General features: G+C 43.9%; 23 protein-coding genes and 1 tRNA gene. 3 read left to right on the top strand and 21 right to left on the bottom strand.

Going from position 1 to position 25,989, the window contains the following annotated elements:
• Positions 1-219: 219 nt before the first annotated feature.
• The 4 genes from ACI4L0_RS02680 to ACI4L0_RS02665 form a co-directional block, all read right to left on the bottom strand.
• Positions 220-1,542 carry an ankyrin repeat domain-containing protein gene (locus tag ACI4L0_RS02680; protein ID WP_439798625.1) on the bottom strand — a complete coding sequence of 441 codons (1,323 nt, stop codon included), beginning with the start codon at positions 1,540-1,542 and terminating at the stop codon, positions 220-222.
• A 482-nt stretch (positions 1,543-2,024) separates the two neighbouring features.
• Positions 2,025-2,096: transfer RNA gene (locus ACI4L0_RS02675), tRNA-Cys, on the bottom strand.
• Between the two features lie 49 nt (positions 2,097-2,145).
• On the bottom strand, positions 2,146-2,427 hold the full coding sequence (locus ACI4L0_RS02670) for a hypothetical protein (RefSeq protein ID WP_439798624.1): 282 nt from the start codon (positions 2,425-2,427) through the stop codon (positions 2,146-2,148).
• A gap of 2 nt (positions 2,428-2,429) precedes the next feature.
• Positions 2,430-2,960, bottom strand: a complete 531-nt coding sequence (locus tag ACI4L0_RS02665) for an NUDIX domain-containing protein (RefSeq protein WP_439798623.1) — start codon at positions 2,958-2,960, stop codon at positions 2,430-2,432.
• An 86-nt stretch (positions 2,961-3,046) separates the two neighbouring features.
• On the opposite strand from ACI4L0_RS02665, the gene ACI4L0_RS02660 reads away from it, so the two are divergent.
• The gene (locus ACI4L0_RS02660) at positions 3,047-3,448 is read left to right on the top strand and encodes a hypothetical protein (RefSeq protein WP_439798622.1); all 402 of its coding nucleotides are present in this window, start codon (positions 3,047-3,049) and stop codon (positions 3,446-3,448) included.
• Between the two features lie 9 nt (positions 3,449-3,457).
• Positions 3,458-4,468: a radical SAM protein gene (locus ACI4L0_RS02655; RefSeq protein ID WP_439798621.1), complete on the top strand. Its 1,011-nt coding sequence runs from the start codon at positions 3,458-3,460 to the stop codon at positions 4,466-4,468.
• Positions 4,469-4,482: 14 nt separating this feature from the next.
• Here the strand turns inward: ACI4L0_RS02655 and ACI4L0_RS02650 are convergent, their stop codons facing one another.
• From ACI4L0_RS02650 to ACI4L0_RS02585, 14 genes are all read right to left on the bottom strand, one after another.
• Positions 4,483-5,613 (bottom strand): hypothetical protein, encoded by a 1,131-nt coding sequence (locus tag ACI4L0_RS02650; protein WP_439798620.1) that lies wholly within the window; start codon positions 5,611-5,613, stop codon positions 4,483-4,485.
• Entirely contained in the window at positions 5,601-7,208 is a 1,608-nt protein-coding gene (locus tag ACI4L0_RS02645) for an FAD-dependent protein (protein WP_439798619.1), read from the bottom strand. Before ACI4L0_RS02645 ends, ACI4L0_RS02650 begins: the two co-directional genes overlap by 13 nt.
• Before the next feature lie 151 nt (positions 7,209-7,359).
• Positions 7,360-8,295 carry a hypothetical protein gene (locus ACI4L0_RS02640; RefSeq protein ID WP_439798618.1) on the bottom strand — a complete coding sequence of 312 codons (936 nt, stop codon included), beginning with the start codon at positions 8,293-8,295 and terminating at the stop codon, positions 7,360-7,362.
• Between the two features lie 182 nt (positions 8,296-8,477).
• Complete coding sequence (locus ACI4L0_RS02635) at positions 8,478-8,801, bottom strand: TfoX/Sxy family protein (protein WP_439798617.1); 324 nt, start codon at positions 8,799-8,801, stop codon at positions 8,478-8,480.
• A 257-nt stretch (positions 8,802-9,058) separates the two neighbouring features.
• On the bottom strand, positions 9,059-9,667 hold the full coding sequence (locus ACI4L0_RS02630) for an AAA family ATPase (RefSeq protein ID WP_439798616.1): 609 nt from the start codon (positions 9,665-9,667) through the stop codon (positions 9,059-9,061).
• 2 nt (positions 9,668-9,669) lie between these two features.
• Complete coding sequence (locus tag ACI4L0_RS02625; RefSeq protein WP_439798615.1) at positions 9,670-11,073, bottom strand: MATE family efflux transporter; 1,404 nt, start codon at positions 11,071-11,073, stop codon at positions 9,670-9,672.
• Positions 11,074-11,311: 238 nt separating this feature from the next.
• Positions 11,312-12,373, bottom strand: coding sequence for a hypothetical protein (locus ACI4L0_RS02620; protein ID WP_439798614.1), 1,062 nt, complete (start codon positions 12,371-12,373; stop codon positions 11,312-11,314).
• 271 nt (positions 12,374-12,644) lie between these two features.
• Complete coding sequence (locus ACI4L0_RS02615) at positions 12,645-12,854, bottom strand: hypothetical protein (protein WP_439798613.1); 210 nt, start codon at positions 12,852-12,854, stop codon at positions 12,645-12,647.
• A 4-nt stretch (positions 12,855-12,858) separates the two neighbouring features.
• Positions 12,859-13,962, bottom strand: a complete 1,104-nt coding sequence (locus ACI4L0_RS02610; protein WP_439798612.1) for a sensor histidine kinase — start codon at positions 13,960-13,962, stop codon at positions 12,859-12,861.
• 193 nt (positions 13,963-14,155) lie between these two features.
• Positions 14,156-14,848 carry a response regulator transcription factor gene (locus ACI4L0_RS02605; RefSeq protein WP_439798611.1) on the bottom strand — a complete coding sequence of 231 codons (693 nt, stop codon included), beginning with the start codon at positions 14,846-14,848 and terminating at the stop codon, positions 14,156-14,158.
• A gap of 43 nt (positions 14,849-14,891) precedes the next feature.
• The gene (locus tag ACI4L0_RS02600) at positions 14,892-16,094 is read right to left on the bottom strand and encodes an ABC transporter permease (RefSeq protein ID WP_439798610.1); all 1,203 of its coding nucleotides are present in this window, start codon (positions 16,092-16,094) and stop codon (positions 14,892-14,894) included.
• 35 nt (positions 16,095-16,129) lie between these two features.
• Positions 16,130-16,837 carry an ABC transporter ATP-binding protein gene (locus ACI4L0_RS02595; protein ID WP_439798609.1) on the bottom strand — a complete coding sequence of 236 codons (708 nt, stop codon included), beginning with the start codon at positions 16,835-16,837 and terminating at the stop codon, positions 16,130-16,132.
• A 29-nt stretch (positions 16,838-16,866) separates the two neighbouring features.
• Positions 16,867-17,961, bottom strand: a complete 1,095-nt coding sequence (locus ACI4L0_RS02590) for an efflux RND transporter periplasmic adaptor subunit (RefSeq protein WP_439798608.1) — start codon at positions 17,959-17,961, stop codon at positions 16,867-16,869.
• Positions 17,962-18,062: 101 nt separating this feature from the next.
• Positions 18,063-18,404: a hypothetical protein gene (locus ACI4L0_RS02585; RefSeq protein WP_439798607.1), complete on the bottom strand. Its 342-nt coding sequence runs from the start codon at positions 18,402-18,404 to the stop codon at positions 18,063-18,065.
• Between the two features lie 104 nt (positions 18,405-18,508).
• On the opposite strand from ACI4L0_RS02585, the gene ACI4L0_RS02580 reads away from it, so the two are divergent.
• On the top strand, positions 18,509-18,688 hold the full coding sequence (locus tag ACI4L0_RS02580; protein WP_439798606.1) for a hypothetical protein: 180 nt from the start codon (positions 18,509-18,511) through the stop codon (positions 18,686-18,688).
• Between the two features lie 54 nt (positions 18,689-18,742).
• Here ACI4L0_RS02580 and ACI4L0_RS02575 read toward each other — a convergent pair whose 3' ends face one another.
• From ACI4L0_RS02575 to uvrA, 3 genes are all read right to left on the bottom strand, one after another.
• Positions 18,743-19,099: a hypothetical protein gene (locus tag ACI4L0_RS02575; protein ID WP_439798605.1), complete on the bottom strand. Its 357-nt coding sequence runs from the start codon at positions 19,097-19,099 to the stop codon at positions 18,743-18,745.
• Between the two features lie 294 nt (positions 19,100-19,393).
• Positions 19,394-22,636, bottom strand: a complete 3,243-nt coding sequence (locus ACI4L0_RS02570; protein WP_439798604.1) for a hypothetical protein — start codon at positions 22,634-22,636, stop codon at positions 19,394-19,396.
• A 3-nt stretch (positions 22,637-22,639) separates the two neighbouring features.
• The gene (uvrA, locus tag ACI4L0_RS02565; protein ID WP_439798603.1) at positions 22,640-25,579 is read right to left on the bottom strand and encodes an excinuclease ABC subunit UvrA; all 2,940 of its coding nucleotides are present in this window, start codon (positions 25,577-25,579) and stop codon (positions 22,640-22,642) included.
• Positions 25,580-25,989 lie beyond the last annotated feature (410 nt).

Raw genomic sequence — 25,989 nt, 5'->3', positions numbered from 1 at the left:
TCGTTTCAGCATCTACGCGGAATTTTTCCGAACCTTTCTTTTGTGCTGGGCAGCCCTCGGCACACCGCCGAAGATTCCCTAAGCAAAAAGTCTGCAACGCAAGCTAAAAAAAAGCTGTCCGGTTTTTACACATTGGACAGCTTTATTGAAATGATGCGGTGATGACCTGCAAAGCAACTGTCACCTCGTTTTATGCAATTAATTTTCTTTTGGCAATCTTTACATTGTACCGCCGTGTTTTATCAGGGCTTTTACAGCACCGGAAGTATCACTGTCCGTAAGCTGGCTTTTTGCCAGGGTAAGGGCAGTTTTTCCGCTTTTTGTCCGGGCGTTTACCTTTGCACCGCACTCAACCAGGGCATCGATTACGCCTCCACAGCCGTACATTGCTGCAAGCATTAAAGGCGTTTCGTCATCGTCTGTTCTTGCTTCTACGTTCATTCCGGCTTTTGCAAGGTAGCGCACTATTTCAGAAATATTGTTGTACCGGGCAGTACCGGCATAGCTTTTTGTATTGGCATATTCTCGTGTGGCTGCTACGTGAAGCGGAGACATGCCGCCTTTTGCCGTAGCTTTTAAATCTGCCTTTGCCTGAACAAGCATCTTTACTGCTCCAAGGTTTTCTCCCCGAACTGCTTCCACAAGCAGAGTAGATTTTCCCCAGCGTCCTTGATCCACAACTTTGTTTACGTCTGCCCCGGAATCGATAAGGAATTTTGTAACTTCGTTAAGGCTTGGAGCACCTACAGGAATATAGGTGTTTACGTCTGCCTTTGCTTTTACCAAAAGTTTAACCTTTGCCAGAGAATCTGCCGGGGTGGTAGGATTTATGGACATAGAAATTGGTGTCGTGTTTCCGTTGGCATAGTTTACGTCTGCCCCGCTGTCAATAAGTATTTTTACGACTTCCGGGGTGGAGTTTTCGCAAGCCCTGTGCAGAATGCTGTACCTGTCTACCGTTGCATTTACATCTGCTCCGGCTGCAATCAAAAGTTTTACGAGGGCAGGAGAAGCCCTGTCTGTTCTGGCAGCGTTCATCAGCGGAACGGAGCCGTATTGGTTACAGGCTGCGTTAGGATCTACCCCTGCATCCAGAAGCACTTTTACAACCTTTGCAGAACCGTGGGTTGTTGCTTCGCCCATCATCGTAATTCCGTTGAAAACGCTGTCCGGGTTTTCTCCTGCGGCAATAAGGCGTTTTGCTTCTGCTTCGTTGTCGTCGATGGCCGCTGCCCGCAGTTCACTGCTTGCCTTTGGAAGGGATTTTATTCTCTTTTTTGCCGCTTCTTTTTTTGCATTTTCTGCGGAAAGTTCCTTTTTTGCCTCGGAGTCAGCCTTGGACTGTTCGGCTGATTTTTTTACACTTTCAACTTTTTTTTCAATTTTCTGGACTTTGTTTACTGCATTTTTAAAATCTTTAAAACCGGGAGTTGCAAAAGTAGAAAAGACTATCGAAAAAAGCAGAAAAACTAAGGATACAGACTTTACATGAAAATTGATTATGTTAAACGAAATTAATTTGTTTGATTTTCTTTTGAACATATTTAAGCTCCTGTAAAAAATAATGAGGAAGCTTGCAACGCAAACTTTGTAGATAAAACTGAGTTATCTCATCAGTTTTTATATTATACCTATGACCTCCCGTAAAAAAATTATTTATAAGGAAGAAAGACTCCCCTCTTGCAGTTTATAAAACCCTAAAATACACATACTTATCTTATACATGTGAATGTAAAATTTGTCTTAGAATTCTGAACTGAGTCCTTAAATTTTAACTTTCAAAATATCAAGATAAAAGAATGCCTCTTTTGCCATAAACATACTTTGATTCTAACACAGGTTTTTACTTTTGAAAATAAAAAATTTTGATGATAAAATTTTTTTTGAGGCAAATTTTGCAAGGCTGGCACAGCAAAAAAAAAGCCGCCCGAAGGCAGCAGTATATAAAATCGGATTCCAGCTTTGCTTGTAAAATCCGTTAGCGCAAAAAAAAGATGCCTTAAAAAAGACATCTCAAATTGCGAAGGCGTCAATCGGAATCGAACCGATGCATAGTGGTTTTGCAGACCAGTCCCTTACCACTTGGGTATGACGCCATAAAGCAATAAAAATATAGCAAAAAAAAAAAATCTTGTCTAGTGAAATTTACAAATTTTCAAGGCGATCTTTCAGAACAATGTACGCCCCGAAAATTCCGCACAGGCAAAGAATGGCGACAACGGCAGTTCCCAGCGGAACAAGCAGCGGCATAATTTCAACAAGCGCGCAAAGCACAAGGCTTCCTGTAAAAGAAGACGAAGCTTTTGGCACAGGCTTTTTTTCCTGCTCAAGAAATTTTTTCCGTGCGGAAATCTTCACAAGATAAAAACATAAGACCGCCGCAAAAAACGCAAGGCCAGCAGCGCAGATAAAAAGACCGGCGTTCATTTTTATTTTTCTCCCCTGTATCTTGCAAGGGCTTTGCGCGCCGACTCAAATGCAAACGGAATTTTTTCAATTTCCTCCATAGAAGAGGCAGGAATCCATTCAAGTGAAACAACTTCGCTCGGCTGCATTTTTAACACAAAGGAAGCAGGAAGAACCGCGGAAAAAAACATATCACAGGTTTTATAAAGAATTCCCTTGTATTCATAAGTGTTTGGAAACGCGCCCACAAACGAAAGCTTTTCAGGGGCAACTCCGATTTCCTCCATGCACTCACGGACTGCGCTTTTTTCAGCTTCCTCATCAGGCTCGCAGAATCCGCCCGGAAACGCAAGGAAATTCCTGCGGGGCTCCTTTGCACGCCGTTCCAGAAGAACTTCATGCTTTTCATTTTCAATAATCACGCCAACAGCAGAAGCCACATTGTTAAAAAGCACAAGTCCACATTCCGGGCATTTCCACTGGCGGCCGGAAAAAAGTGTCTGAATTTTTTTGGAGCCGCAGTCAGGACAAAAATTAAATTTATTGTTTTCCATAGGAAGCTCAGTATAGCACAAAGCCCCGGGGAATTCCACAGCGAAGGTATTTCACTTTTTATAAATTAACAGTATATTTATGCTTCATGGACAACATTCAGAAATTTTATTCAGACGTTCAGAAAATAAAAAAACGGTGCCGCGCAGAAAACCCGAATGCCGGCGCAAAAGAAATCTGCGCTCAGATAGAAATCATGTTTTCAAATGCGAACAGATCATTGAAGCCGCTTGCAGAAGCTTTTTTCAGCTACTGGATGAACAGCCGCATCAGCAGTTCCGCGGATATTTCCAGCGAGCCGACAGATGAGCATATAAAAATTCTCGGCGCAATGCAGGCGCTCATCGACAACGACATTTCACTCACAGACGCGCTCAGCAAAAATGACTGGAAGGAGCTTTGCCAGATTACAAGCTGCGAGGCGGACGGAATTCCGCTTGAAACACTGAACAGCCTGATGTCTGTTTTTCTTGACAAGCAGGCGATGTAAAAAAAATTTATGGAAGAAAACTTATACAAAAAATGCATGCAATGCCCCAGAAAATGCGGAGCAAACAGAGCAGGAGGAAAAAAAGGATTCTGCGGAGAAACTGATTCCCTCAGGATTGCCTCGGCCGGGCTTCACTTTGGGGAAGAGCCGCTTGTTACTGTCTTTGGCGGAAGCGGAACAGTTTTTTTTACAGGCTGCACGCTCAAATGCTCTTTCTGCCAGAATTACCAGATAAGCCAGCAGGAAACAGGAGCCGATGTCGGGGAACAGGAATTTGTTGAAATCTGCCTGAAGCTTCAGGAAGCCGGAGCCGAAAACATAAATCTTGTTACAGGAAGCCATCACATTCCAAAAATCGCAGAGTTCCTGAAAGCTGCAAAAAAATCCGGCCTGAAAATTCCAGCCGCATGGAATTCAAGCGCGTACGAATCCACTGAAAGCCTTGAGCTTTTAAAGGACGCTGTTGACATCTGGCTTCCCGATTTCAAGACTTTGAATTCAAACGCGGCGGAAAAACTTTTCATGGCAAAAGACTATCCAGAGCGCGCAAAAAAAGCTGTCAGCTGGATGATAAAAAATTTTCCGCTCAAAATTAAGACGGTTTCATTGAACGGAGAGAAAAAAGAAAAAATAGAGCGCGGCGTGATTATACGTCATCTCGCTCTTCCCGGAAAAATCGACGACACAATTCTTGCTCTTGAGTGGCTGAAAAAAAACGCGGACGGAAAAAGCTGCATTTCGCTTATGTCGCAGTACACTCCGGTGCCTTTCTGCAACAGCTGCGCGGAAGAAGAACAGTGGCGGTCAGACTCCCTGAAGAATATTGAAAACCGCCTTATAAACACGCAGGAGGACGAAACCCTTCGCGACATAATCGAAGCCTACGATTTTGAATGGCTTTTCTATCAGGACTTGACAAACGACACAAGCTGGCTTCCAGACTTCAACCGCACACAGCCGTTCAGCAATTCACTTGCAAAGCCCCTCTGGCACTGGAAAGAAAAATTTCTTGGCAGCTGAAAATTCAAACGCCGCTATTTTTTCCAGAACGCAATATTTTTTTCGCCTATCAGAAGAGAATCAAGAATTTCTTTTTTTACCGGGGATTCATGGAGCGCAATCACGGAAGCAACTCGGCTGGCATTGCTTGACGGACACTCAGGCACAAAGTCGCCCTTCCGCTTGTAAATAGTCTGCTCGCCCGGCATAAGGCTGTAATTGTCATCACAGATTTTTCCGCTCCGTGTAGGAAGATAATTAAACTGTGAAAGCAGCATGCCGCCTGTTTCCGCAAATGCTGTCTTGCCGCGCACTGCCTGAGCGTAGACATTCAGCGGACATTTTTTTAAAAGCACGTCGATTCCGCCGCCGACCCTGGGAGCAAAATCAAGCAGAAAAAATTTCTCATCCTTTTGAATAAAATCAAACTGCCCGAACGAAATATTTCCGCTGTCAAACAGAATCGCGCTCCATCTTTCAAGGGCTTCTGTGATTTGCTTTTCTGGATTTACAAGCTGATACACAGCAGTGCATGGAGTGTCATGGACAAGGACAATTTCCTTTCTACAGACACGCACAACAGAAACCCTGCCTTTAAAATAAAAAACATCCGCGCTGTATTCACCGCCGCAAATATATTCAGTGACAAGAGCCTCGCCGCTTTTCAGTCCAAAAAGAGAAAGCGCATGGTTGTTTACACGCCTGGCATTGTACACATATCGTTCAAGATTTTCAGCATTGCCTTTGTCCACCGCTTTTATTCCGTAGCCTGAAAAAAGTCCGTCGGGCTTTACGATGATTTTTTTTCCGTCCTGAACAATGACTTTCAGCGCAGAATCAACAGTGCTGAAAATTTCAGGAGCCTCAGCGCCCATCAGAGCGTACAGCCTTCGCTTGGATCTTGAAGACTCCATGGCTCTTTCTGAAATCATGCAGCTGCGTTTTTCAATGCATTTTGAAATCCAGTATTCAGACAGAGGCACAACTATTCTGCCATCAGAAATTTCTTCCGTGAATTCCATTTCAGTTTTTTCAGGAATATCGCGGTATTTCAGCATGCAAGGAATTTCGGCAAATGAAGCCTCAATCCCAATTTCAGAAAAAGCCCTCCGTATTTCATCCAGCCCGAAAATAAAAGAGGCTCCCGCCAAAACTACAGATTCCATTGAAGCGCAATCCTCTTGCAGGCATTTTCACCGTCCATTGCGGAGCTTACGATTCCACCTGAATATCCGCTGCCCTCTCCGGCAGGAAAAATATTTTTCAGCCCGGCACATTCAAAGCTTTCCTTGCCGCGGAGAATTCTAACCGGCGTGCTTGTCCTTGTTTCGCAGGCAATCAAAAGCGCATCACGGCTCACAAATCCCTGCATTGATTTTCCGAATTTTCTGAAAGCCTTGTCCAGCCTGAAAGAAATATGCTCCGGAAGCCATTCATCCAGACGACTCGAAACAATTCCAGGCGCATAGCTTGAAGCCGGAAGCCAGGTGCTTTTTTTGTGCGAAAGAAAATCCTCAAGCCGCTGCGCAGGAGCCATCTGTCCGCTGCCATTTTCAAAAGCCATGCGTTCAAGATGATTTCTAAAAAGCAAGCCCGCAGTTTTTTCGCTTCCAGAAAGAGAAGCCTGCTTTATAAATTCACAGGGAATATCTTCGGGGCGGATTTCAACAACAATAGCGGAATTGCTCCACTTGCTGTTCCTTCCTGCCGCGGACATTCCGTTCACAACAATTTCACCTGGGCCGGTTGCGCTTGGAACAACAAAGCCGCCCGGACACATGCAAAAGCTGTACACACCGCGGTCTTCAATCTGCGCCGAAAGCCTGTACTCCGCAGCGCCAAGGGAGGCCTCGTTTTTTCCATGAAACTGAATTGAGTCTATAAGCGAGCGCGAATGCTCTACCCTCACACCGACCGCAAAAGTTTTCGGCTCAAGAGATTCAGGTGAAATTCGGTCAAGCAGCGAATAGATACCGCCGGCAGAATGTCCGCACGCAAGAAGCACCGCATCCGCAGAAATATTTTTTTCGCCGCAGTTGTCCTTTACAACTACACCGCGCACTGTTTTTTTTCCGCATGATTCCTCCACAAGAAAATCAATGCACTCAGTGTCAAAAAGAAATTCTCCGCCCCGGGAAATAATAAAGTTCCGGATATTGTTCACAATCGCAGGAAGCTTGTCAGTTCCGATATGCGGATGAGCATCCGTGAGAATTTTTTTATCAGCCCCAAAATGAACTAAAATTTTCAGAATGGAATTTATATCGCCGCGCTTGTTGCTTCTTGTGTAAAGTTTTCCGTCACTGAATGTTCCTGCGCCGCCCTCGCCGAAACAGTAGTTGGATTTTCTGTCAACCGTTCCGGATGTGCTGATAAGAGCGATGTCGCGCCTGCGCTTTTCAGTCCTGCTGCCCTGCTCAATCACAACGGGCTTTATTCCATGCTCCAAAAGTTTAAGCGCGCCAAACAGTCCAGCCGGACCAGAGCCTATTACCGCTACAGTTTTTTCTGTGCAGACATTTTTCCATTCAGGCACATCAAATGAAGCAGGAGGCTTTTCACCGATATACACCTTGTATTTAAGGCACAGTTTTACAACTCTGCGACGGGCATCAATTGATTTTTTTTCAAAAACAGCAGAAATATTTTTTTTATCAAACGGAATATTATTTTTTTCAAGTTCTCGCAAAATCTGGGAGAAAATAAATTCCTCATCTTTTTCTTTTTCGGGTTGAACAACAACACAGATATCTTTTATCATGTTTGCAGTTTATATAGAAAAGAAAAACGAATCAACATGCCTAAAGACAGCCTGGTACATTGCATAGACGATATTTTTCAATATTTCACCCAGAAAGTTTCCTGATGTAAAAACGGCTTGCACTCTATTTTGAAAAATTCCTACAGCGCTTTTACCTGTCTACACAGACACTGACACCCATTTCTTCCTGCAAGTGGAGCACCTCATCAACAGAAAGCTGTGTTGCCTGCGCAATCTGCTCAATAGATCCAAGCTTCATATAAAGAAGGTTCCGCGCGTTCTGCAGGGCGGCATCACGCTTACCGGCTTCTTTTCCTTCCTCAAAACGGTTTCTGTCGTACTCTTCCTGGTCAAATTCTGTAAGGCTCATATTCAGTACCTCCATTTTCTGCTCTAGGAAATAGCCGTTCAAAAGATTGTGTTCTATGGAGTATTCCATAGCCTCGTTTACGGCATCTTCCTTTGTCATTCCGGCAGCGACGTTTCCCTTTATGCGGCTTACATACACCGCATAGTCACGCAGGGGCGGACACTGCTCAAGAAGCTTAAGGCTGTGCCCCCTGCTTATGTTTACGACGGTCGCCGTCCATTCGAACCTGCCGGACGTATCCGGCACTTCAAACGAGTCGGAAAGTTTCAGTTCCTTTACGTCGTCAAGTTCCGTACTGCCTGTGTATATTACTATAAACTGAGGCGTGGGAATTTTCAACAGCGCGGATGAATAAATGTCTTTCCGCTGTTTAGAGATGTATTTCTGATATAGCTGGGAAAAATACATCAGCCCTCGTAACGGCATATTCGGGTTGTAAGATGACTGCTGTTCATACAGATTAAGCTGCGAGTCGATTAAGAACGAAATGTCGTTTTTCATCGTTACGTAGATTATGCCTTCGATAGTGTTGATTTCGATTGCGGACGGGTCGGTATAGGACGAGCCGTTCAGCGCGTTGTAAAGCGACAGTAGCCAGTCCTTGTGTTCTTCGCGCCCGAAAATCGCCTTGAAAAGCCTGTCCTGGTATTGGCGGTTGAACTGCGGCGGCTGTCTTTCCGTGCGCAGGCCGCATTTGCCTGTTTCATAAGATGCCATTCAATGCCCCTTTTCCTGTTTGTGCATATCTATTTATTGCGGAAAAAAAGCAAAAACTGCATAGGAGAAATCGAGTTTTTTAAAGTTTTTTTTGGGGGAGTTCTGACTACTCTCTTGAAACGAAATTACATTCTGCAAAAAAGCAGATATTTCAAGGAAAAACTGCACTTTCCAAAGGGGTTCTAATTACGCACCTTTTTCTTCTTCGGAATCGTCATCTCCGGTTCAAGGGCACTAAACAAATTCACAAGGAATTCCCGGTCATCGACATTCTCAACAAGAAGCATATCTTTTGCTCCGTCATACGGCGGCTCAGCCGGCGCACCGGGGAGCATCTTCTGTGCCGTCGGAGTAATTTTTACAAGCAGTCTGTCATCGCAAACATAAGCGGCAATTTTTTCGTTAAGGTAAATAATGTATTCGCCCATCATCTTGCGGAACGTAATTCCTTCAAGCGATGAAAGCTGGTCAAGGATAAAGTCAATGTATTCTTTTGAAGTCGGCATAAAAAAAATATACCGTATTTCCGCCGTTTGTTCCATCTTTTCAACCTTTCAGGTTTTCGAGTTTTCAGCATTGAATACAGCGGAAATGCGGTTTGCGTTTAGGGAAGTGCTGATTAACACTTGAAGCGATTACTCAGCACTTCCCGTCAAATTGCCGTAAGTCATTGACTTACGGACAATTAGCTACATTCAAGGTTAACACTGAAAAATCCTCAGGTAGGATTTATTCAGTGTTTCCTTAGTTCCCTTTATCCGAATTATTTTTCACCCAGATAAAGCGTCTTTAAAATCTGAACGCATTTTTCGATGCCGAAAGCGCTTGAGTCAAGGGTGATGTGGAAGTTCTTTGTGTCGCCCCATTTTATGTCTGTGTAGAACTGGTAGTAGGCGGCGCGGCGCTTGTCTTTCTGGTGCAGGAGTTTTTTCGGGTCGTCGCCGCTGATTTTGTAAACTTCCGTAATGCGCTTTATTCGTTCTTCCATATCGGCATGAATGAATACGCGCAGGACGTCCGGGCGGTTACGCAGAATGTAGTCGGCACAGCGCCCGATGATTACGCACGGTTCTTTTTCGGCGTGTTCGGTGATGAACTTTGTCTGGAAATTCCAGATTGTGTCTTCGTTCGAGGCGGAAGTATAGCAGCTTCTGTTGATGAACATTCCGGCAGCTTTGTCAGACGAACCGTATTCGCCTTTTTCTTCGACGTACGATTCTGCAAAGCCGCTTTCCTTTGCAACCTGCGAAATTATTTCCCGGTCATAGCAGGGAATGTCAAGCTGTTCGGAAAGAAGTTTTCCGATAGTTCGCCCGCCGCTTCCGAACTGCCGGCTGATTGCGATTATTCTGTATTTGTTTTCTGTTTTCATAACTATTCCAGCTCCTTATATGTTTTTCTTATGATGAATGCAGCAATGATGAATGTCAGCGTGTCTGAAATCGGGAACGAAACGAGAAGTCCGTTCAATCCCCAGAATGTCGGAAGAAGAATTGCAAATCCAACGCCGAAGATAAGTTCTCGCGTAAGCGAAATGAACGTTGATGCGGCGGCTTTTCCGAGTGCCTGAAGATAGATGAACGTTCCCTTGTTGACCGTTGCAAAAATCATCATACACAAATAGACGCGGAAACTCTTTACTGCAAAATCCGTGTAGTATGCGCTTTCGTTTGCCGCACCGAAAATTCCGATGAGCGCGTGAGGGAAAACTTCTACGATGATGAGGGCAACTGCGCCGACTGCCGCTTCCGTCAAAAGCAGATAGGTGAACAGTTTTTTTGCCCTGTCCTTCCTGCCTGCTCCGATATTGTAGCCTGCAACAGGAATACATCCTGCCGCACAGCCGACTGCGATTGAAATTACGATTTGAAAGAATTTCATTACGATTCCGAGAACGGCAAGCGGAATCTGCGCATACTGAGGCTGAGAAAATATTTCATCGCGCGCGCCGTATTTTGTACACATATTCTGAATTGCCGCCATCGCCGCAACGAGCGAAATCTGTGAAAGAAAACTCGTAATTCCGAGCGCAAGAAATTTTCTGATTATGCTGAACTTAGGGCAAAAACTTTTCCTGCAAAGGCGGACAGTTCTCATCCTGCATAAGTACCACACGGCAAGAACGGCAGTCAGAACCTGACCAAGAACAGTTGCAATGGCGGCTCCCATCATTCCCCAGCGGAAAACGAAAATAAAAATCGGATCAAGGATAATGTTCACGACTGCGCCTGAAACCGTGCTGAACATCGCAAACTTAGGACTTCCGTCCGAGCGGATAATCGGGTTTACTGCCTGCCCGAACATATAGAACGGAAGCCCGACCGTAATCCAGAAAAAATATTCCTTTGAATGGTGGAACGTTTCTGCGTTTACCCTTCCGCCGAAAAACGTAATTATTCCGTCCTGAAAAATAAGATAGACTGCCGTGAGGACAAGGCTTGCTACGATGCAGAGTGCGACTGCGTTTCCTACGGCGCGGTGTGCTTTTTCGCTTTCGTTTGCGCCAAGACTTATGCTCACGAATGCGCACGTTCCGTCACCAATCATTACGGCAACTGCAAGCGCTACGACTGTGAGCGGAAAGACAACTGTGTTTGCGGCGTTTCCGTATGAGCCGAGATAACTTGCATTCGCGATGAAAATCTGGTCAACGATGTTGTAAAGCGCGGCAACCAGAAGCGAGATAATGCAGGGAAGCGCGTACTTGCGCATAAGCGTTCCGACGCTTTGTGTTACAAGAAAATTGTTTTGATTTTGTGATTCTACAGACTGTTCCATAAAAGAGTGCAGCTCCTGAAAAAGTTTTTGAAAACTCCGGCACGCGCACTTTTTGCGGTCGACAGATTGGCACGGCGGCGGAACTTTCTTTTCGGTTCGATGTTAAAGCTCACAACCACACGCTTATATTAAAGAAAACTCTAAAAACTAAAAAAGCTCTTAGAGTTTTCTTATAAAAGAATTTTGTCAAAAATGCGGAAAAAAATCAAGGGGAAGAAAAAATTTGACTTTTATAAAATCACAGTACATCCATGCGTATTTTTTTATGAAGACAATTGGAGAAGAGCGCAATATGAAAGTCTGAGATTTCTGAAGCAGAATAAGTATCGAAGGATTTTTTCATACGTTTGTAAAATAATATTGCTGAACTAGACCCTTCCTCTTTTACATCTTTGATAAATGCATCATAGTCCATACCGATTTGATCCGCTATTATGCGGAAGTTCTTCTCTTGGTATTCTTCATTCCAGTTATCATCCTTATATGTTGAATAATATATGGCACTGGAATACAGAAGATAATTGCGCTCAAGCTGCTTTTCAAGTTCCGGGGTTGAATATTTTTTTCCAGAATTTTCTGCATACCTTACAATTCCTGTTTTTGCATTACACTCAAAAATCTTTTTATTCTGATGATAATCATCCTGGATAATTATTCTGTAGATTTCCTCGTCAGGATCCAAAGTTTCATTCCAAAAATGAAATGTGTTATAGCCACTGCCCTGAAAATATTCCATTACCGTATAATATGGACCATTTGAAACAGAATCTTCTTTTGTCGTGTAGTAAAATCCGTCAAGCAAAGCCATCAGACAGCCTTCCCAATAATTCCCCGGTTCTTTTTTGTCAAAAAATCCGTATGCCTCACACAGGGCAAAAAATGCCGAAGCGGGAGATGGTGCCTTTCGTCTATAGCAGGTGCTTTCATATCCCTTCCAGTCATATTGATACATATAATCTACTGCAATAATCTTATAAAGTGCAAAGTTCGGCTTGCTGTCAGATGATTCTTTCGGTTTTTCAGTAAATGCTACCAGAAAGAACAAAGCATAAAACGCTATGTTTATAATAACAGAAGGAAAGCTGAGTACATAGCCAAGCGATTCTCTGTTTCCTTTTATAATACCTATAATTGCAAATACAAGGGAAAAAGTCAGAGATAAAGATCCTATAAAAAATGAATCAATTTTGCTGTCAGTTGCAAAATCAATCAAAAGCAGAATTATCGACAGAAAAAGCAGAAGAATTGAAACAAGTCCACAAATTTTTGTTCTTTTTTGTTTAATGTAATTAATATTCATAAAAACTCCATGATATGTTAATAGAATACTATCTCAAAAATAGTTTATTATCAATCTTTTTATAGTATGAATAAGATGAAGAAACCCGGGAATTGGATTGTGGCTGTAAGAATTACGGAACTGTTGAATGAAAATCCAGAACAAATAAATTCTATTTTATAAAAGACTTAATGAAGCGAAAACGAAACCACGAGTTTGCAAATCATTTCTCGCAAAATCCACTCAAAAAGAATGGTTCATACAGTGCTTGAAAAAATCAGAAAAATCTTCATCACTCTACGATTTTTTCAAATGCAACAGTTTTGTTTTTCATAGAAATTTTCTGAACGCGCCAGCCGAAATCTGAAAGTTCTTTTTTGTAAGTTAAAAATGAATGGTCGATGGGGACGCCGGCAATTTTTTCGATTTCATCGTAGGTCAGCGTGATTTTTTGAGAGGTTTGCGTTTTTAGATAAAGCCAGAGTTTTTCGTATTTGCTCATTGTTTTATTTTAGCAAATTTTGCACAGATTGTCTGCTTGTAATAAAAGCATTTTTCATTTCAAACCAAAACACCGTGCCGTTTTTTTCGTCGCTGGAAACGCCGTAATCTGTGGTTTGATTTTCGAGGATGCCTTTTGCGATGGCAAGTCCTAGTCCTGATTTTTCGCCTGTGGCACGGCGTTTTGATGCGGTGAAGTATCTGTCCCAGACGAGCGGAATGTCCTGTTTTTTTATCGGTTCGCCAAAGTTTTGAACGCTAAGGCGCACGCTGTTTTTTTTCATTCCTGTTTTGCAAATCGTCAGGCAGACTTTTTCTTCGTTCGGACTGTGGCGGATTGCGTTGTCGAGGAAATTATAGATTACGCGGGAAAGCTGTTTTTTGTCGCCTTTTACGGTGAAGGCGTTTTCGGTTTGGTCGGTTTCTTCCATAACACAAACACATTCAACTTTTGCACCGAACTGAACGGCACATTCTTTTGCGAGTTGTGACAGGTCAAAATTTTCGTTTTTTAAAACTGCCGCCTTGTCCTGAACGAACGAATATTCCAGAATGTCGTTCACAAGATTTGAAAGCCTGTCTGTTTCGCGGATAATTATTTTTACGTCGCGTTTGCAAAGTTCTTCTTCTTTGCAGGAAAACTCGGCGATGTTTTCGGCATAGCCTTTTATGAGTGTGAGGGGCGTTCGTAAATCGTGCGAAACATTCGCCAGAAGTTCGAGGCGTGCTTTCTGCAATTTTTCGTCGGAAAGCCGTCCGCTCAAAATTATTGAAAAAATGAATGACAATACAAGCGAAACAAAAACTGCAATTACAAGCTGAACTTGGAGAACCGTTTTTGTCTGCGAAAGAAACTTCTCTTCTAGGTAGGGATTTTTTATCGTCTTGTTCTGATTCTCTTCGGTGCGGTGCTGACCGCTCTGGTAACTGTAATTTTCCGTGCCGTGCTGAATTTGGACTGTCTGATTTTTTGCAGAAGTGCCGTCTATTGAATTGTAAAATTTTTGCAGGAATACTGTCTGAAAAATCCACAGAAGTGCAAAAATTATTATTGTAAAGCCGGCAAAACTCAAAAAAAGTTTAGCGTATTGTCTGAAATTTTTTTTCATAAAATTTCTCCTTTGAGCGATGTGGCAAGGATTGGAGCACCTGCGAAGCAGTCCCGAAGCGAAGCGTAGGGATGAGCCGCGGCTAGTCGGCGAAGTGCGCAAAGCCTGTTTTTGGGTGGTTTGCTTCCGAAGCCTGTCGAAGGAGGCAAACTGCCCAAAAGCCACCCAAAATATAAAAATTTAAAGTCAGAGGTCATTTATTTTTTTCTGCAAATTTATAGCCGACTCCGCGCAAGGTCTGAATGTAATCGGCATCTTTTCCGAGCGAACGGCGCAAAAGTTTTATCTGCCAATCCACCGTTCTGTCGTCACAATAATAATCGGTGCCCCAAACGCTGTCTATGATTTGCCGTCTGGAAAGTGCCTGATTTTTGTGTTCCGTTAAAAAAACGAGAATGTCAAATTCTTTTACGCTGAGTTCAATCTGCCTGTCGCCTGCAAAAACTGTCCGCGCCGTTTTATTGATTTTTAGGTTGCCAAAAATTTCTTCCTGACTTGGGCCGGAATTTTCGTTGTCGGGATTTTTGCCGAACCGCCGTAAAATGACGTTGCACCTTGCCAGAAGTTCGCGCGGTGAAAATGGCTTTGTAACGTAGTCTTGAATTCCGATGTCAAAACCGTACAGCTTGTCGTATTCAGCGCCCAGTGCCGTAAGCATTATGACAGGGATTTTTTTGAACTTGAAAATTTCCTTGCAGGCGGTAAAGCCGTCCATTTCGTCCATCATCACGTCCATAATGATTAAGTCAAAATTCTGCGCTTTACAAAGTTCGACTGCCTGCTGTCCGTTTTTTGCATGAACGCAAATATTTCCTTCTCGTTCTGCAAAACCTTTTATGAGTTCAAAAATATCTTCTTCGTCATCTGCAATTAGAATTTTTGCCATAATTCAAATTCACCATTTACCGTGCTTTTATTATAACCCGAATTTACTCAAATCGCAAAGCTTCAATCGGGCGCAACGAAGATGCTTTCCAGGCTGGATAAAAGCCAAAGAAAATTCCTTCGAGAACAGAAATAAGGGCGGCAATAAAAATTACAAAAGGATTTATGCTTACGGCAACTCCGTTTTTTCCGAGCATGAAACAGGCAAGCAGTGAAAAAATAATTCCTGCAATTCCGCCTGCAAAACTCAGCACTGCTGCCTCTGACAAAAACTGGCTCAAGACGTCGCCTTTTGCCGCGCCTATGCTCATAAGAATTCCGATTTCGCGAATACGCTCCGTAACAGAAACGAGCATTATGTTCATTATGCCTATTCCTCCGACGACGAGCGAAACTGCCGCAATCGCCGCAAGAAGCGTTGTGAGTGTTTTTGCCGTTGAACTTGCCATTGCCAGAATGTCGGCGCTGTTCATAATGCTGAAATTGTCTTTTTGTTTTTCGGTAAGTCCGTGGGCTTCACGCAGAATTGCGGTTATGTCTTTTTCGGCTTTTGCAAGAAGTTCTTTTGAACGGACGCTAACGGAAATGTTGCTGAGTTCTGCGTTTGAAATTCTTGCCTGAAATGTTGAAAGCGGAATCCAGATTAATTCGTCCTGACTTCGTCCGCCGCTTGTTCCCAGAGGTTTTAAAACTCCCTTTACAGTAAAGATGTTGCTTCCAAGCTGAAAAGTTTTTCCGGGTGCGTTTTCTGCACTGCCAAAAAGAAAATTTGCGGTGTCCGTTCCGATGACTGCCACACAGCGAAAGGCATCGCAATCTTCTTTGTCAAAAAAACTTCCGTATCCGATTTCGCGGTTTTTTATAAAGCCGTAATTTTCTTCTACGCCGTAAACAGAAGCCGCTCCGCTGTTTGAATCTGCGCGCACAGTAAAACTTCCCTGCACGACCCCCGAAACTTCCGTAACGTAAACTGCTTCGTCTTTGATTTTCTGCAAATCGGTTTTTGTAAGCAGGGCAGGATTAAGTGTTGCATCCGGGCCTTTTGTATGCTGCGGCATAATCTGAAGGAAGTTTGTTCCCATTGTTTCAATCTGTTTTTCGATTTCCTTTTGAGAGCCTTCGCCTACTGCCATCATTATGATTACGCTTGCCATTCCGATGATAATTCCAAGCGAAGTAAGAAAACTTCTCATTTTGTTGCGTGTCAAAGACTGAACGCAGATTTTAAAAGTGTCTTTTAAAGTCATTTTTTTTCCCCTTAAAAAGTTTTTGCGCCCTTCTGTCAATGCTGAATTTTTTCGTCGCTGATGACAGTTCCGTCTTTTAGCGTTACGATGCGGTTACAGAATTCCGCATACTCGCGCTCGTGAGTGACCATTACAATAGTCTTTCCCTGCCTGTTCAGATTTTGAAAAAGCTTCATTATTTCTTCTGACATTTTTGTATCAAGGTTTCCTGTCGGCTCGTCAGCAAGAATGAACGACGGATTGTTTATCATCGCCCGGGCAATCGCAACTCTCTGCTGCTGACCGCCTGAAAGCTGGTTTGGAAGGTGGTCTTTTCGTTTTTCAAGTCCCATTTCTGCAAGCAGGTTTTCTGCCCTCTGCCTTCGTTCTTTCTGCGAAACTCCCTTTACATAAAAAAGAGGGCGCTCCACATTTTCCAAAGCAGAATTGCGAAAAATAAGGTTGAACGACTGAAACACAAATCCGATTTTCTGACTTCTGATTTTTGCAGATTCTTTGTCAGACAAAGCAGAAGTTTCAATTCCGTCAAGTTCATAGCTTCCGCTGTCTGCCTTGTCAAGACAACCGAGAATATTTAAAAGCGTAGATTTTCCCGAGCCGGAATGTCCCATCACCGCAACAAACTCGCCTTTTTGAATTTCAAGATTTATGCCTGACAGTGCGGCAACGTTTCCCGGCTGATAAATCCTGTGAATGTTTTTCAGCAAAATGACAAGGTTTTCTTTTTCCAAAATTTTTTCCATAAAAACTCCGTAAAGTGCGCGTAAAAAAATTATTCTGCTTCACGCAAAATAACTTTCAGTCCGTCAAGATTTACGTCAGACGAAAGTGGCGTAACGGCTGTTTTTATTCCGTCAGAAATTCCTGCCGCAACTTGAACTGCACAAAGCTTTCCGTCCTCGTCTGTGTACCAAAGTGTCTTTACGTTTTTGTTTTCTTCGCCGGCGGTTTTGTCTGCTTCGGATTTTTCTGACTGGTCGGCAAACGAAACTTCGCCTGTAGGGTGTCCGTAAGGATTTCCTTTTTTACCGCTTGGATTTGAGCCTTTGCCTGTGAGTGCCTGCGTTACGCTTGAAGATGCTGAACTTGAAGAAGCCTTTTTCTTTTCAGCAGATTTTATTTGTACTGTACCGTCTGGCAGAAGTTCGGCATTTTCTGGAACAAAACGAAGTACCCCGTTCGGAACGCACAAAACATTTTCTTCTTTTTCGATTATGAATTTGAGTGAACAAGTCATTCCCGGGCGCAGGAGTTTTTCGCCGTTATTGATTTTTGCATGAACAGTGTAGCTTACTACATCGCCGAGAGTTGCCATCGGTAAAATTTCACTGACCTTTGTAAAAAAAGTTTTTCCGCCCATTGCCTGAAAATTCACCGCCACAGGAAGGTCTTTTTTAATTTTTGAAATGTCAAGTTCTGCAATCTGCGCCGTTATATTTAAAACGTCAGTTCCGCTTACAATCGTAAAAAGTGATGTTGCCGCCGGAGAACCGCGCCCCAAAAGGCTTGAGCCGACATTAACGCTCCGTGCAAAAACCACTCCGTCCACTGCCGAATACACAGGCGTAATTCTTTTGTCGTTCGGATTTCCCGTTGAGTTGACGTTCAAAAGCAGCTGACCTTTTTTTACAGTATCACCTGCATCAACAAAAATCTCGTCAACAATTCCGCTCACCGGTGACTGTATGATAATCGAACTTTCCGCTTCCGCAGTTCCCACGGCACTTAAAGAATTTTCAATAGAACCGCGTGTTACTGTTGCATATTCATACGCCGTCTTTTTTTCGGAAGAACACCCTGCAAGCAAAACGGCTGATATAAAAATTGCAGGAAGTTTACCTGCCAGACTTGTTTTTAAAATCTTCATAAAAAATTCTCCTTTTAAAATTAGAGTCAAAAATAAAATCAAAAAAGACAAGGCGGCCTTTGCTTTCAATTTGCTAAAGACAAAAAACCGCCCTGTAAAAACTATTTCTTTAATTTTTTGTAGAATTCTGCACGCTGTTCATCAGACATTTTTGAAAGGTCTGCCTTTTTAAAAGATTCCTGCAAAGCCTTCATTTCTTTTGAGTCGTAGCCAGGAGTGTCCAAATGCTCTGCATTGTGGTACGGTCCGTCGCCTCCGATTCCGTTTGCCTGCATATAAGATTCGCGTTCTGAATCTGTCGCAAAAGACGAAACTTTTTCAAAAACCTTGTGGCGGACTGAATTTTCACTCAAACCTTTTTGCCAGCCAAAAAGTGCATTTTCTGCAAAAACAGCAGAACCAAGCAGACAGAAGCCTGCAATAATCAGTAATTTCTTTTTCATAAAATTCACCTCACAAAAAAGTTTTACAAAGCTGCCCTGACAGAGCACTGAGCTTTGTTTAAGAAAAATATAAACTTATTTTGTGGAATGAATTGGAGGGTTTTGTGGAATTTCTGTGGAATTTTTATTTGCCTTTCAGCGCATATACAAGGCACGAAACAATGCCGAAAGTAGCGGCAACAATCAGATTAAGTTCAGGGCAGACAAGCCAGAGCACGGGCTGCAATCTAAAAAAAACAGACAGGGGATTTTTAGAGCCGTATATAAATGAGGGAATTTCCTGAGCAAACACTGAATAATCCAAATGAGGAAATATTCAGTGTTCCGGCAAAGACAGGCTATTTCTTGTATTTTTCCAAAGCAATTTCACGCTCATGGATTTTTTCTTTAAGCTCCTTTATTGCGGCAAGCTTTTCAGAAACCACAAGGGAATCCTTTGAAACACTGCTTTCATTTTCAAGCTGCTCTGCAACCGCGTGTCCAAGCTCCTGGTATTTTTTGTCCAGGCGGCTTTTCAGCTGAACAATGTCAATGCGGTTCACGGACTTGTCACCGAATTCGCTTATTGCAACGCCAGCTGTCTTAACTCCTTTTTTTGAAACTTCAATTCCCTTGTCAAGATACTCCTTGAGTGTCTTTGCCAGCTCCTTCTTGCGGGAAGAAGTGTTTTCATCATTGGTATTTTCTTCAGCCATTACGCACCTCCTGTAAAAAGCTAATAAAAAAAATCAGTATCGGCAACAGGAAATCTCAAAAAAACAAAGTTTCCCAAGACAACCTTAAAATGCCGCTTACACTATTTCAAACAACAATCTCGCCATAAGCAGCGAGGTATGCTGGTTCTTAGAAAATATTGCAGCCTGATTTTAACCCTTATACGACGCAAGCGACTGGGTATCAAATCCTCCGCACAAAAAAAACAAAGCAACATTCAACCGCTTCAAGTTTTTCAACAGCGTTTCCGCGGAAAAGCAAAAACGCAGCTTATATTATTGTAATTGCCATTCTCCGTATTCGTCAATAACTTCTGTCCTAAAACTCGGAATAGGATGCCATGAAATAGCAAAAGTTATATAAGGATGATAATCATATTTCTTGTTTCCACTTCCGTCTGTAACAATGCGCGGCTTGAACGAAATAGAGCCTGACATATCCCAGTCATGCAGATTTCTTGTTATGCTCACTTTCAAAGTTTTCAGCTTGAATCCAGAAGAGCGGCGCTTTATCTGGTCTGAATCATAGAAATCTCCGTCGCCCCAGAACGAAAACGAATTCCACAGGTCTTTAAACATATTTTCTTCTCCGGAAATGATTCCGTCATACTTTGTAAACCGCTGGAAATATCTAAATACAACATCATTCTGTGTTTCCGCGCTGAAGGTTAAATCAAAGGCATCGTAGATTTTAAAAGTCATCGCCGGCACAAAGCGAAAGTAGCTGGATGTCGGGCGCACGCAGTCATACACAAGTCCTGTGGTCAGCGACGGCGCCCAGGTTATGCGCTTTTTCCAGTAGCGGAAATTCTTTGCGGACGAAGCATAGGCAAAGCTCAGTGTATACGGAACAAATTTCTTGTCCTCCTTGGCAACCCAGCCTTCGTTTATATCAAAGTCGTAGCACGTTGTGTACTGCATTATATACGACACCTGAAAATCCTTCCACGAAAAAGAAAGCTTCATAGAGTCCGAGTGCTTTTCTTCCATTTCATAGTTAAAGGATTCAGAAATCACAATATCGCCGTTTAGAAATTTCAGCGAGGCGGACTGCTTGAACGGATTCCACACAAAATTGTCGGTGTCTTCGTTTTCCTGCTGAATTCCAAGCTCCGCGGAAAGGCTTGCGTGCGGAAATTTCAGGGAGGCGTTGAAAGTGTATTCATCAAGCTGCGGCGGAAGATTTGAAGTCACCGTAAACGCCTGGGAAAAATCATCGCTTTCCTGCGCGGCGAGCTTTGCGCTCAGTGTGTGAAGGGTTACAGCCTCTTCGTCTGTCAGCTTTGCAACCGCATAGTTCCATTCAGGCTTTTCCGCATCCCCGATAAATTCAGTTTTCACAAGCTTTACGGAAGATTTCCATGAAATGCACGATTCCCTGAAAACCCTGGAATAGGCAAGCGGCTTTACAGAAAAAGTATTGTCGTTTATAAGATCCAGTTTTCTTGCATTGTAGTCGGAAAGCTTGACCGCATTTTTTGAGCTTTCTGAAGTGTAGCCGTCAAGCACGGGATGCTCCTGGTAAATCGGATTGAACGTAAAATCGTTTTTTGACAAAAGGAACGGCTCCCTGTATTCAAGTTCGCTTGAAATCGTAGTAGGAATTTTCACCTGATAATATGTAGAATAAAAATTGCTCCAGTCAAAGTCCGAGGCCTGCTTCAGCTCAGATGAATTATAGTTGAGCTGGGAAGTAAACTGCGGAACTATTGAATAGCCCAGCTTGTATTCAATTCCCTTTATTTCAATGTCAGATTTTTTTATCTTCGGCTCAAGCTCCTGCATAGAAAAAGAAAGAGCATCGCTGTTTTTGTCCGAATCCTTGTCTGAATTTTCGTCCTGGGCGGCACTGTCTTTCGGGGACTTCAGCTCGTCCGGAATTTCAAGGTCGGAGGCGAATGAAGGAGAATCGAATTTCTTTATGCTGGTGTCGGACGGATATTCAAAAATCGTTCCTTCAATCTTTGCCGAAATCTTGAACGGCACAACCTGATACGGATAGAAGAACGAACGCTCCGGGCTGTACGTGCGCCAGTCAATATCCGCCATGTAGAAATCATCATCAGAGCGCGACTTGGAGTTAAATGATATATCCGCGGAAAGATTAGTAATCGAAAGATTATTTATAAACGGCTTCACAGAGCCAGGCAGCGGAAAAGAATAGGAAGCATCCGCCTTCCATTCAAACGAGGAAGTCTGGGCGGAAGTGTCCTCTGTGTCGTTGTCATCTGTTTCAACCTCTCCAAGAAGAAAATGAATCCAGTCAAGATATTCAGAGCGGTTTTCAAAGTCCTCTGTAAAAAACGGATCGCTGTAAAACGGCATGGAAAGATTAAAGACAAAGGGCTTCTTTATGTTCATCTTCAGGCGACCTGAATATCGGAAGGGAGCAGAAAATCCAAGGAAGCTTGATTCATCGCGCTCGACTTTTCCTTCCGAAGAATACGGGGTGTATTTTCCGCCGGAATAAAAGACAGTGTTTGTAAAAGCAATCTGCGCGCCGGCTTTAATAGAAGAAATGTACTCGGAAGAAGAAGGTTTGTACATGCCAGAAAACCCTGTTGAAAATCCAAGGTTGGCGTAATAGTCCGCTATGAATTTCAGATAGTTGTCGGTGCTTCCCTTGTAGTTTTCATCAAGGTTATGAAGAACAAGCCCTTCCCTTTTCTGCTCCTTGAGAACCGAGGGTCGCATAAAGCTTCCAAGTCCATCCGAAAGGCTGTCCTCCGAGCCGGAATCTGTTTTGGCTTCAAGCGGCTTTCTTCCAACAAGATACGTTGTTGTCTGAAAATAATATCCCAGCCGCTCATCGTAGCCAAACGCAGGATTGAACAAAAGCTCGTCCTTGGGATAATAAAACACAGGAAGATACATCACAGGAATTTTTCCCACGTACACAAGCGCATTAAAAAACGCAAACTCGCTGCCGGGAAGAAGCCAGATTCTGGAAGCCTTTATGCGCCAGTGCGGATCATCGTCATCGCAGAAAGTAAGCGAGGCATTTTTAAAAGTCACAGAGCCTGAAGAGTCCCTTCCAAAAATTTCAGAGGCGACAATCATAGTTGAATCAGAAGGAAGATTCAAAGCACCGTTGCCGACATTCACGATCCGGCCGCCGTCAAAAATTCCTTCCATTGTGCTGGTGTTGAGCAGAACGGTTGAAGCCAAAATATTCTGCGTGTCGTTTTCCGAAGTGTGCTTTACAATTTCCACGCTGCCCTGTGCATAAAGCATCTGCGTGGAGCGGTTGAAAGTTACATTATCAGCTCTTATTTCTGTCCGAGACTTTTCTTTTTCTATAGAAAGCTTTACGTTTCCCGCAAGGTGAATTTCATCCTCGCCTGTTCCTTCGTTCTTTTTATAATCGGAATAGTCCGCGCCTATGATTGTTACAACAGTAACAGTCTTTTCTTTTTTTTCACCGGATTCTTCCGCAGCGCAAAACGCCGTCAAGAAAAACAGAGCGGCAAAAATAAAGAGGCATTTTCCATTTTTAAAAAAAGAACAGCCAAAGGACATTTTTTAAACAAGCCTGCTTCGCCCGCGCTCACGTTCAAGCAGCATACCCACATACTTGCCTGTGTAGCTTCCGCTGACCTGTGCAACCTGCTCTGGAGTTCCCGTGGCAATAACCGTTCCGCCGCCGCAGCCGCCTTCCGGGCCAAGGTCAATAATGTAGTCCGCCTGACAGATTACATCAAGGTTATGCTCTATCATCACAACAGAATTTCCCTTGTCCACAAGCTTTTGGATTACGCCCATGAGCTGCTTTATGTCAACAAAATGAAGCCCTGTTGTAGGCTCGTCAAGAATATACAAGGTTTTTCCCGTGGAAGGACGCGAAAGCTCCGAAGCAAGCTTTACACGCTGCGCCTCTCCGCCGCTGAGGGTAAGCGCATTCTGCCCAAGCTGAATATAGCCCAGCCCCACGCTCTTCAGAGTTTCAAGCTTGCGCGCAATGTGCGGAATTCCTGCAAAAAAGTCCGCCGCCTCTTCAATCGTCATGTCAAGAACATCGCTTATGGATTTTCCCTTGTAAAGAATGTCCAGCGTTTCCTGATTGAATCTTTTTCCGTGGCAGACATCGCAGGGAATAAAAACATCAGGCAGAAAATTCATTTCAATAGTCAGAGTTCCGGCTCCCTGGCAGGCCTCGCACCTTCCGCCCTTTACATTGAACGAAAAGCGTCCGTTTCTGTAGCCCTTTGCCTTTGCCTCCGGAATATTTGCGTACAGCTCGCGGATTCTGTCAAAAACCCCGATGTATGTAACAGGGTTGCTCCGCGGCGTGCGCCCGATAGGGCTTTGGTCTATGCTTATCACCTTGTCTATGTTTTCAAGCCCCGAAATCTTTTTATACGCGCCCACAGACAGCTCGCTCTTCATAATGGCATTGCTGATTGCAGGAAAAAGCACATCATTCAGCAGGGTGGATTTTCCGCTGCCTGAAACTCCCGTTATGCATGTAAAAGCTCCAAGCGGAATTTCAACGCCCACGTTCTTGAGGTTATGCTCTGTAACGCCCTGAATTTTTATAAAGCCTCCGTTGCCGGGACGCCGCTGCGAAGGAATTTCCATTCTGATTTTTCCGGCAAGATACTGCCCCGTAAGGCTTTCCGGCACTTTCATAACCTGCTCAGGAGAACCTGCCGCCATCACTGTTCCGCCGTGCACACCTGCGCCGGGGCCGATATCAACAAGGTAGTCTGCGGTGAGCAGGGTCTGCTCGTCATGCTCCACAACAATAACCGTGTTCCCCAGGTTCCGCAGGTAAAGCAGGGAATCTATGAGCCGCTGGTTGTCGCGCTGGTGAAGTCCTATAGAAGGCTCGTCCAGAATGTACATAACGCCTGTAAGCCCGGAGCCTATCTGCGTTGAAAGCCTTATGCGCTGGGCCTCTCCGCCGCTGAGGGTCGCCGCCGACCGCTGAAGCGTAAGATATTCAAGCCCCACGTTTTTTAGAAAGGCAAGCCGCGACTGTATTTCCTTTAGAATCTGCGCCGAGATTTTCTTTTCCGTTTCAGAAAGACTGAGCTTTTCAAAAAATTCAATGCTGTCCGCAACAGAAAGCTCTGTGAGGCTCCAGATATTTTTTCCGCCGACAGTTACGCCCAGAGCTTCAGGCCGGAGCCTTTTGCCGCCGCAGGAAGCACATTCCTTGTGCGACATATATTTTTCCAGAGACTCCCGGGCGTTTTCTCCCCAGGCTTCATTGTACCGCCGCCGCATATCGCCAAGTATTCCAGGCCACGGACGGTTGTATGTGCTTGTTCCCTCGCCGCTCTGCTTTTTGTAAACCCACTTTATGCTTTTTTCAGAATCACCGTTCCACAGAAAATCGCTCTGCTTTTTGGTAAGCTCCCTGAGCGGTGTTTCAAGCGTAAAGCCGCCTTCCTTTGCCACGGCTTCGAACATCGAGCGGTTCCAGGCAGTTTCAGGATTATAGGAAGAAATTCCGTATTCATTGAACGAAAGCGAAGTGTCCGGCGCAATCAGGGTTTTGTCGAATTCCATTTTTTCACCCAAGCCGGTGCAGTCGGGGCAGGCACCAAACGGATTGTTGAACGAAAACATCCGCGGCTGAAGCTCAGGTATGGAAATTCCGCAGTCGGGGCAGGCATTCTTCTGTGAAAAGAAAACCTCCTCTTCAATATAATCAGCGGAAGTGTCCACCGCCTTGCCCTTCGCCGAAAGCTCCTCCACAATGCTCTTGTACACTTCATCTGTTTTGTTTACGCGGCGGAGAACTATTATAACGCCGTTTGAACTTTGGAGCGCGGTTTCAACTGAATCAGCGAGCCTCTTTCTTACTTCCGGCTTGAGCACAATGCGGTCAACTACAATTTCTATTGTGTGCTTTTTCTGCTTGTCAAGCTTTACGGAATCTTCAAGCTCCACCATAAGACCGTCAATGCGGGCGCGCACAAAGCCTGACCTGCGGGCATCTTCCAGCACTTTCTGGTGCTCGCCTTTTTTTCCGCGGATAACGGGCGAAAGAACCGTGAGCTTTGTTCCCTGTGACCATGAAAGCACTGTGTCTATAATCTGGTCTACAGACTGCTCCTTGATTTCGCGGCCGCATGAAGGGCAATGCGCCTTGCCTATTCTTGCATACAAAAGACGGTAATAGTCGTATATTTCAGTGACCGTGCCCACTGTTGAGCGCGGATTTTTATGCGTGGTTTTCTGCTCTATGGAAATTGCGGGGGAAAGCCCTGTAATCAAGTCAACATCCGGCTTGTCCATTCTTCCCAGAAACTGCCTTGCGTAGGAAGAAAGGCTTTCCATATATCTGCGCTGACCTTCTGCAAAAAGAGTGTCAAATGCAAGCGAAGATTTGCCGCTGCCTGAAAGTCCGCTTATGGCAACAAGGGCATTGCGCGGAATTTCCACATTGATATTTTTCAGGTTGTGCTCGCGCGCTCCCTGTATGACAATTTTTTCATCATTAAACGGATTCATGCCGTTTATTATAGAAGAAAAACAGATAAATGAAAATGGGACTGCCTAAAAACTATCGACACGCAAATGCCCAAAAAACTGTCATGCGAATGCCCAACAAGCTTTGTCATGCAAATGCCCAAAAACTGTCATGCGAATGCCAAAAAAACTCTGTCATGCGAATGCCAAAAAAACTCTGTCATGTGAATACCAAAAAAACCTCGTCATGCTGAACTCGTTTCAGCATCTGTACTGGGGCAGAACATAGATTCCGAAACAAGTTCGGAATGACAGTATAACTTTGAAATAACACTATGCCTAAAAAACTGTAATACGGATGCCTAACAAGCTCTGTCATGCAAATACAAAAAAACTCGTCATGCTGAACTCCTATGATATTTGTCAATACCATGAAGTTCCTGATTCCAATA

This window comes from Treponema sp. (genome assembly GCF_051883275.1).
Taxonomy (GTDB): Bacteria; Spirochaetota; Spirochaetia; order Treponematales; family Treponemataceae; genus Treponema_D.
The sequence above is the reverse complement of the archived record's forward strand: the minus strand, read 5'-3'. Positions and strand labels throughout refer to the sequence as shown.

Coding starts and splice junctions, on each gene's coding strand:
- ACI4L0_RS02680 (WP_439798625.1), bottom strand. CDS start 1,542: ATGTTCAAAAGAAAATCAAACAAATTAATTTCGTTTAACATAATCAAT.
- ACI4L0_RS02670 (WP_439798624.1), bottom strand. CDS start 2,427: ATGAACGCCGGTCTTTTTATCTGCGCTGCTGGCCTTGCGTTTTTTGCG.
- ACI4L0_RS02665 (WP_439798623.1), bottom strand. CDS start 2,960: ATGGAAAACAATAAATTTAATTTTTGTCCTGACTGCGGCTCCAAAAAA.
- ACI4L0_RS02660 (WP_439798622.1), top strand. CDS start 3,047: ATGGACAACATTCAGAAATTTTATTCAGACGTTCAGAAAATAAAAAAA.
- ACI4L0_RS02655 (WP_439798621.1), top strand. CDS start 3,458: ATGGAAGAAAACTTATACAAAAAATGCATGCAATGCCCCAGAAAATGC.
- ACI4L0_RS02650 (WP_439798620.1), bottom strand. CDS start 5,613: ATGGAATCTGTAGTTTTGGCGGGAGCCTCTTTTATTTTCGGGCTGGAT.
- ACI4L0_RS02645 (WP_439798619.1), bottom strand. CDS start 7,208: ATGATAAAAGATATCTGTGTTGTTGTTCAACCCGAAAAAGAAAAAGAT.
- ACI4L0_RS02640 (WP_439798618.1), bottom strand. CDS start 8,295: ATGGCATCTTATGAAACAGGCAAATGCGGCCTGCGCACGGAAAGACAG.
- ACI4L0_RS02635 (WP_439798617.1), bottom strand. CDS start 8,801: ATGCCGACTTCAAAAGAATACATTGACTTTATCCTTGACCAGCTTTCA.
- ACI4L0_RS02630 (WP_439798616.1), bottom strand. CDS start 9,667: ATGAAAACAGAAAACAAATACAGAATAATCGCAATCAGCCGGCAGTTC.
- ACI4L0_RS02625 (WP_439798615.1), bottom strand. CDS start 11,073: ATGGAACAGTCTGTAGAATCACAAAATCAAAACAATTTTCTTGTAACA.
- ACI4L0_RS02620 (WP_439798614.1), bottom strand. CDS start 12,373: ATGAATATTAATTACATTAAACAAAAAAGAACAAAAATTTGTGGACTT.
- ACI4L0_RS02615 (WP_439798613.1), bottom strand. CDS start 12,854: ATGAGCAAATACGAAAAACTCTGGCTTTATCTAAAAACGCAAACCTCT.
- ACI4L0_RS02610 (WP_439798612.1), bottom strand. CDS start 13,962: ATGAAAAAAAATTTCAGACAATACGCTAAACTTTTTTTGAGTTTTGCC.
- ACI4L0_RS02605 (WP_439798611.1), bottom strand. CDS start 14,848: ATGGCAAAAATTCTAATTGCAGATGACGAAGAAGATATTTTTGAACTC.
- ACI4L0_RS02600 (WP_439798610.1), bottom strand. CDS start 16,094: ATGACTTTAAAAGACACTTTTAAAATCTGCGTTCAGTCTTTGACACGC.
- ACI4L0_RS02595 (WP_439798609.1), bottom strand. CDS start 16,837: ATGGAAAAAATTTTGGAAAAAGAAAACCTTGTCATTTTGCTGAAAAAC.
- ACI4L0_RS02590 (WP_439798608.1), bottom strand. CDS start 17,961: ATGAAGATTTTAAAAACAAGTCTGGCAGGTAAACTTCCTGCAATTTTT.
- ACI4L0_RS02585 (WP_439798607.1), bottom strand. CDS start 18,404: ATGAAAAAGAAATTACTGATTATTGCAGGCTTCTGTCTGCTTGGTTCT.
- ACI4L0_RS02575 (WP_439798605.1), bottom strand. CDS start 19,099: ATGGCTGAAGAAAATACCAATGATGAAAACACTTCTTCCCGCAAGAAG.
- ACI4L0_RS02570 (WP_439798604.1), bottom strand. CDS start 22,636: ATGTCCTTTGGCTGTTCTTTTTTTAAAAATGGAAAATGCCTCTTTATT.
- uvrA (WP_439798603.1), bottom strand. CDS start 25,579: ATGAATCCGTTTAATGATGAAAAAATTGTCATACAGGGAGCGCGCGAG.